This window comes from uncultured Mesonia sp. (assembly GCA_947499595.1).
In the GTDB taxonomy this organism is placed as follows: domain Bacteria; phylum Bacteroidota; class Bacteroidia; order Flavobacteriales; family Flavobacteriaceae; genus Mesonia; species Mesonia sediminis.
Map to the genome: position 1 here is coordinate 1 of CANMOY010000017.1, position 6,600 is coordinate 6,600.

Here is a 6,600-nt window from a genome sequence, read left to right on the forward strand (position 1 = left end):
TACTGAGGATCAACGCAGTTAATCCAGTTAAAGATAGCCCTAAAGCCCAGCTTTAAAGGGCATAAAAATAAAAAATCTAATTTCAGGCGGTAGCCTGTTGGATTCATTTGAGCAACGATTCCTTACTGAGGAAAATCTTTTTTCTAAATTGCTTTACATTCCTTACAAGACTTATTCATTTCCTTTATCAAAATGTATCAAAAATGTATCAAAAATGTATCTTTAAAGAAATGGTAAAATAGTAGGTCTTTAATTTTAAGGCATGCCTCCAGATTGTTATAGTACCTACGAATTGGATTAATGTATAAGGCTCATGAAACAATTTATTTCATTGCGCTCCTTGTAGCTTATAAACTAAATCTCCCTTGACTGGTTAATGATGATCCTATCTTATTTACATCCCAATAATCTAGTTGCACTTTATTCAGTAAAAAATGGTATTAAAAGTATATATTTGGCTTGAAATAACGAGTTGCCACACATTTGACAAAAATGAGGACTAAAACATTAACCACATTATTTCTAATTGGAATTTTAAGCGGAATGAACGCTCAAGATAACGTGGACAAAAATGAAATGGTTGGATTTGCTTGTTATTTTGCTGGACAACCATCTAAAACTGTAAAAAAAGTAACTACAAAACTGAATAATAAAAAATATAATTCGATTGCAAAACTTCTGACTTCTGACAATACTGCGGAAAGATATTTGGCAGTTATTAGTCTTGAGCAACTTGCTGAACTAAATAAATACAATCTAAATGAAACTGAAAAAAATCTAATTGCGGAAATAAAACAATCCGACGAATTAGTTTCTATTTGTTCCGGCTGTACATATTTTGAAAAGGTATCGCTGAAAGAACTTCTGACTGAAAAAAAGAAACTCTTTGCAAAGAACTGGCTGAATAGAAATATTAAAACGAAGTAAAAAACGTGTGCCAACAACTTATAACCGCAATTACGGCGTCCCGAACCGTCGGGAGACTACGTCCGAATCCACTCGGAATTGCTAACATCAGTGCCTAACCGAAAATTAACGTATACTTACCCGTCACTGACGGTTATACTTTACCGCTGGGTGTAATTATGCCCATCAATAATTGAAAAACAAAAACTTTTAAAATAAAAAAATGAGAATCAAAGCAACTTTAATAATACTATTTAGCTTACTGCTTATTAGTTGTTCAAAAGACGATGAACCAAAATTAAGTTCTGAAAATAAAATTATATCATTCAAAATTACTGAAAATGGAGAACAATTTAATGGGGCTATTGACCACTCTTCCAAAATTATAAGAGTTACCACAAGTGATTTAGATTTGTCTAATTCAATCACACCAATAATTGAGATATCAAATAATGCTTCAATTTCTCCTTCATTTTCTACTGCTCAAAATTTTAGTCAGAATGTACAATATACCGTTACTGCTGAAAATGGTAATGAGGCCATTTACACTGTTATGGTTAATAGCTCCGATAACAAAATAACTTCTTTTAAAATAACCCCAGATAAAACAACTTTCTCTGGAGTGATAAATGAGTCTAATAATACCATAACAATTGAAGCAATAGGATTGGAATCAAATAGTTCTCTAATTCCTGAAATTGAATTTTCTCAAAATGCAACAATTTTCCCTAGCCAAACATCTGAACAAGATTTTAGTCAGAATGTTCAATATACGGTAACAGCTCAAAATGGAGAACAAGCAACTTATACCGTTATTACTAATAACACTCCTTTATCTGACGAAAAAAAGATTTTAAGCTTTCAGTTTAATATAGATGGCGAAATATTTGATGGTATAATAGACCATTCTACAAAGACCATCGATATTGATACTTACAAGGATCCAACAAATATATCTCCCATTATTTCAATATCCGACGGCGCAACAATTTCTCCCGATAGCAGTGAACTACAAAATTTCATGAATGATGTTCAATACACTGTCACAGCAGCAAATCAAAGTTCTAATATATATACTGTCAAAACAAAATGGATATCTTTTATTGGGATAAACAGTGCAAATAATACAAGTAATATTGCCACAAAATATTATAGTAATGCAACTCCGTATGTAAGAACCGCAAACGTGGATTTATCACTGCCTAACTCAAAAATTATTTTAGAAAATACAGCTAACAGTTACGAACTTAATTTTAATAATTATAATACAAACACGGGTAATGACAATTTATTTTCATTTTTTCAAATTGAATTTCCTGCAAATGTTGTTACAGCCAACAATTATAAATTGAAGTATGTAGTTAATGGACAAGTGAAATCAATATCCAATTTTGATGTTGATATAGTATCCGATAACGTTCCAGTTATTATATCCGCTAATCAAACAAGCTATAGCTATAACGACACATTAATACTAACGGGTCAGAATTTATTACCAGGAATTAGAATTGCCGCTCATAATGTTATAATCTATCATTACAATTCGTCTTATGTTTCAATAAATACTGATGGAACAGAGTTAACACTTCCTCTTAATGTCAATTATAATATGTTTCCTTCTTGGGTAGGACAACCATCTCCTTATCCAACACCAATAATTATATATTATAACGGCAGATATGGAGAAACAATAGTTGTTGATTTTATTTAAAATTACTCACAACAATAGCTTTAAGTAATTGCCATTTATTGCCTACTTCAAAATTCCGATGCGTCAAGATTTACGGATTTTCTTTTCGGTTTTATTTGCTAAATTACGTGTTAAACCACGCAACGAAACCATAACCAAACATCTTACCCTCAATATGAAAAAATTACTTTTAATAACATTATTTTTATGTTTTAAGCTCTGCTTTTCACAAACAACGGTTGAGAAAAATGATTTATCCGACTGTGCACTTGAGTTGACAAAACAAAAGGTAACTTATGACCCGAGCTACTTTTCAATTGATTATCCTAACGGAGATGTTCCGAATGACAAAGGTGTTTGTACTGACGTTGTAATTCGTGCTTACCGAAAAATTGGAATTGACTTGCAAAAAGAAGTGCACGAGGATATGAAGGTAAACTTTAGTTCTTATCCAAAAATTTGGGGACTTAAATCAACCGACAAAAATATTGACCATCGGAGAGTTCCGAATTTAATGACTTTTTTTAAACGAAAAGGTGCCGAAAAATCTATATCTAAAAAAGCAATCGATTATAAACCTGGAGATATTGTTTGTTGGAGTTTAGGTGGATCTAAAACTCATATTGGAATCGTGGTAGATAAAAAATCAAAAGACGCAAAGCGGAATTTAATAGTTCATAACATTGGTGACGGACAAGTTTTAGAAGACTGTTTATTTGACTATAAAATAATCGGACACTATAGATATAAAATTTAGATTACATGTACTTAAAATGTATAACCGCAATTAAGGCGTCCCGAGCCGTCGGGAGACTACGTCCGAATCTACTCGGAATTGCTGACGTCTGTACTTATCCGAAAATTATTAACTTTAAAACCGTGACTGACGGTTTTTCAAACCCGTTTCCTCATCTTTAAAATTTAATTTTACAGGACAATAGACACAAAAAATTTAACAGAATAAAATAAATACAGACTATGGAAAAACTCAAATCAAATATTTTTTTTAAAATTGGAGTCATTATTTTTTTAATCCTAATCTTGTTAATTCCGACTTCGATGGTTAAAGATTTAATTGATGAAAGAGAAGATGTTCAAACTAATGCAATTGATGAAGTTAGCTTAAAGTGGGGAAGCGGTCAAACAATTACGGGGCCATTTATTTCAATCCCTTACGATCGATATGTAAAGCGGTTCAATAAAAAAGATTCTATTAATGAAATAGTAAAAGTCAAAGAATGGGCACATTTTTTACCAGAAAATTTAGATATACGTGGGGAGATAAAACCAGAAAAAAGATATAGAGGAATTTATGAAGTAGTGGTATATGAATCTAAATTAAAAATTAATGGAAATTTCAATAATATTAATTTTAAACAATTTGATATCGAAAAGGCCAATATTCATTTCGATAAGGCTTCACTGAACTTTGGAATTAACGATTTAAAGGGAATAGAGAAGCAAGTATCTCTAAAGTGGAATAATAAGAATATTTCTTTTAATTCTGGTACATCTAATAAACAAATTGTTTCAAGTGGAATAAATGCATTAGTACCATTGCGTAAGGACAGCATTGTTAATTATGAATTTACAACTGAAATCGACTTAAAAGGTAGTCAATACCTATACTTCACACCTGTAGGCAAAACTACAGATGTTAATATTTCTTCAGATTGGAACACTCCTAGTTTTACTGGAACTTATTTACCTGACGAACGAACCGTTTCTGATCAAGGATTTACTTCAAATTGGAACATTCTTCATTTAAACAGAAACTTTCCGCAAGAATGGACAGGTAGTAAATATCAAATCGAAAAAAGTTCTTTTGGGACTGACTTGCTATTACCTGTTGATAATTACAAAAAGTCTTATCGCGTTGCCAAATATGCGATTTTGCTTTTAGTTTTAACTTATATGACATTCTTTTTTGTAGAAATTATGAAAAAAGTTTTTATTCACCCAATACAATATCTATTGGTAGGTATAGCATTGATTGTTTTTTATACCCTATTATTATCTTTTAGTGAACATATAAAATTCAATCTTTCTTATATTTTAGCCACTGTTTTAACGCTTACATTAATTTCACTATATACAATGGCAATATTAAGATCAAAACAAATTGGATTCTTCATTTTTAGTATTTTACTTATTATGTATACTTTTATCTTTACAATTATCCAATTAGAAGATTATGCTCTATTGATTGGAAGTCTTGGAATGTTTGTCATTTTGGGTATCGTGATGTATTTTTCTAGAAAAATTGATTGGTATGATATTAAACTTGGCAAGGAATAATTAGAATAAAAACAACACCACAAGAACTAAGCCTTTGTATGTCTGGTACAGCTTGCGTCACGTTCTCATAGCCCTATAAACCAAGATAGCTTCGACAGGTTAAGGTAAACCTATTTTAATTACGATCCAATAACTTTGATGCACTGTATCTAGTACAAAATTGTATTAAAAATGTAAATTTGATTTGATATAACGAGTTGCCTACAATTATGAAAAACGTCTATGAAAAAGAGTTTAATAATATTGATAATAATTGCTTTTGCATTTCAAAGTTGCGAAAAGGAAGATGATTTAATAAGTCAAAACTGTGAAGCAGATTGTACTGAAATAGTCGGAAAATTGATGACTGATGATGGAACTACACCAATAACAAATCAGAAAATTACTGTTGTCTGGGACAATACAAGCTTAGGATTCGGAACAGTAAGAACAAAAGCGACTGCAAGAACTGACTCAAATGGCGACTTTAGTATAAGTTTCTTTATGCGAGACGACGAATTAGAAAGCGGAATTCATAGAATGAGATTTGATAGACTTAATGAAAATGAATTTCTTCGTTCAGATTTGAATGGAATGCCATCAATTCCATCTGTTCGGGATACTTTGGTTGTTCGGAACCATAATATTGTTAAGAAAGCTTTTGTGAATTTAACTCTATTAAATCTTGACGACATCCAAGGTAGTGACCGACTTTGGACAAATTTTGAATATCCACGACCCTCAGGTTTTTCTCAATCTATCGATGGCAATATAAGAGGTTGGACAAACGAGTTTGACAGCAATCAATTATTGGAAACAGCAGGAAATCAACCAGTGGTTATTGAAATTGTACGTAAAATTAACGATATAACAACGAGAGAAAACGATACGCTATTTATCGATGCAGGAAAAACTTTGGATTACATAGTTGATTTCAATAATTAAAAAACTAGTGCCAATAACTAAACCTTCCCCCCGCTGCTGGGCAATTGAATCGCGTTCTTCTTGCTTTTTAAACCAAGTCAACTCGACAGGTTAATGATGACTCTATCTTATTTACTTCCCAATAACTTAGTTACACTTTATCCAATAAAGAAATTGTTTTAAAAGTGTATATTTGGGTTGATATAACGAGTTGGCAAAAATACCTCGGAATGAAAAGCAAAGCGGAATAATAATGAATACGATTGCTTGAAAAGATGAAGTAAAAAACAAAAATTAGTTCTTAAAAGAAATAACTGACTTAAAAAGAAATCAGCGGAATTGAAAAGTATTACGCCGAATGAAAACCACAACGCTGACAAGAAAGCTGAATAAAACAATATCTTTCAAAATAGTAAAAAGCGAATTTAAAAATTAAGCGGAATTAAGGTCGAATCAAAAATTTGAAGAAAACGAAAAAAAGATATTAAAATCTACGTTTTAAAAATAAATCAGCGCATTGCTGAATAAAAAAAGGGGACGGAAAAAGAGCAAAGTGGAAAAAATTGTACGAACGGCATAACAGAGCGTGCCAAGCAGAGCGTGTCGGTACTTTAGCCAACAACGGCTATAATTCATTGCGGCGGAATTTTCTACCGAAAATTCCATCCTTTTTTCTATCTTTGAGTTACAACGGAATAAATCCTGCGTATTTTTCCGCAACGAAATCATAGTGTGCCAAGAATCAACCAAGGCAATAAAACGGTTGAATGCTGTAAATAAGATGATGGTAGGTCCATCAGAGT

The 6,600-nt window shown here is 31.7% G+C and carries 6 protein-coding genes; 5 read left to right on the plus strand and 1 reads right to left on the minus strand.

Going from position 1 to position 6,600, the window contains the following annotated elements:
- Positions 1 to 492: 492 nt before the first annotated feature.
- The 5 genes from ACH2AZ_RS12260 (at position 493) to ACH2AZ_RS12280 (ending at position 5,818) form a co-directional block, all read left to right on the plus strand.
- Positions 493 to 927 (plus strand): hypothetical protein, encoded by a 435-nt coding sequence (locus tag ACH2AZ_RS12260; protein ID WP_394908070.1) that lies wholly within the window; start codon positions 493 to 495, stop codon positions 925 to 927.
- 202 nt (positions 928 to 1,129) lie between these two features.
- Positions 1,130 to 2,617, plus strand: a complete 1,488-nt coding sequence (locus ACH2AZ_RS12265) for a DUF5018 domain-containing protein (RefSeq protein ID WP_394908071.1) — start codon at positions 1,130 to 1,132, stop codon at positions 2,615 to 2,617.
- Positions 2,618 to 2,771: 154 nt separating this feature from the next.
- Positions 2,772 to 3,353 (plus strand): DUF1287 domain-containing protein, encoded by a 582-nt coding sequence (locus tag ACH2AZ_RS12270; protein ID WP_394908074.1) that lies wholly within the window; start codon positions 2,772 to 2,774, stop codon positions 3,351 to 3,353.
- A gap of 221 nt (positions 3,354 to 3,574) precedes the next feature.
- Positions 3,575 to 4,894 (plus strand): cell envelope integrity protein CreD, encoded by a 1,320-nt coding sequence (creD, locus tag ACH2AZ_RS12275; RefSeq protein WP_379046383.1) that lies wholly within the window; start codon positions 3,575 to 3,577, stop codon positions 4,892 to 4,894.
- A 222-nt stretch (positions 4,895 to 5,116) separates the two neighbouring features.
- Complete coding sequence (locus tag ACH2AZ_RS12280) at positions 5,117 to 5,818, plus strand: hypothetical protein (RefSeq protein WP_394908072.1); 702 nt, start codon at positions 5,117 to 5,119, stop codon at positions 5,816 to 5,818.
- 477 nt (positions 5,819 to 6,295) lie between these two features.
- On the opposite strand, the gene ACH2AZ_RS12285 is transcribed toward ACH2AZ_RS12280, so the two are convergent.
- On the minus strand, positions 6,296 to 6,600 hold a 305-nt coding region (locus ACH2AZ_RS12285; protein ID WP_394908073.1), incomplete at its 5' end, for a hypothetical protein.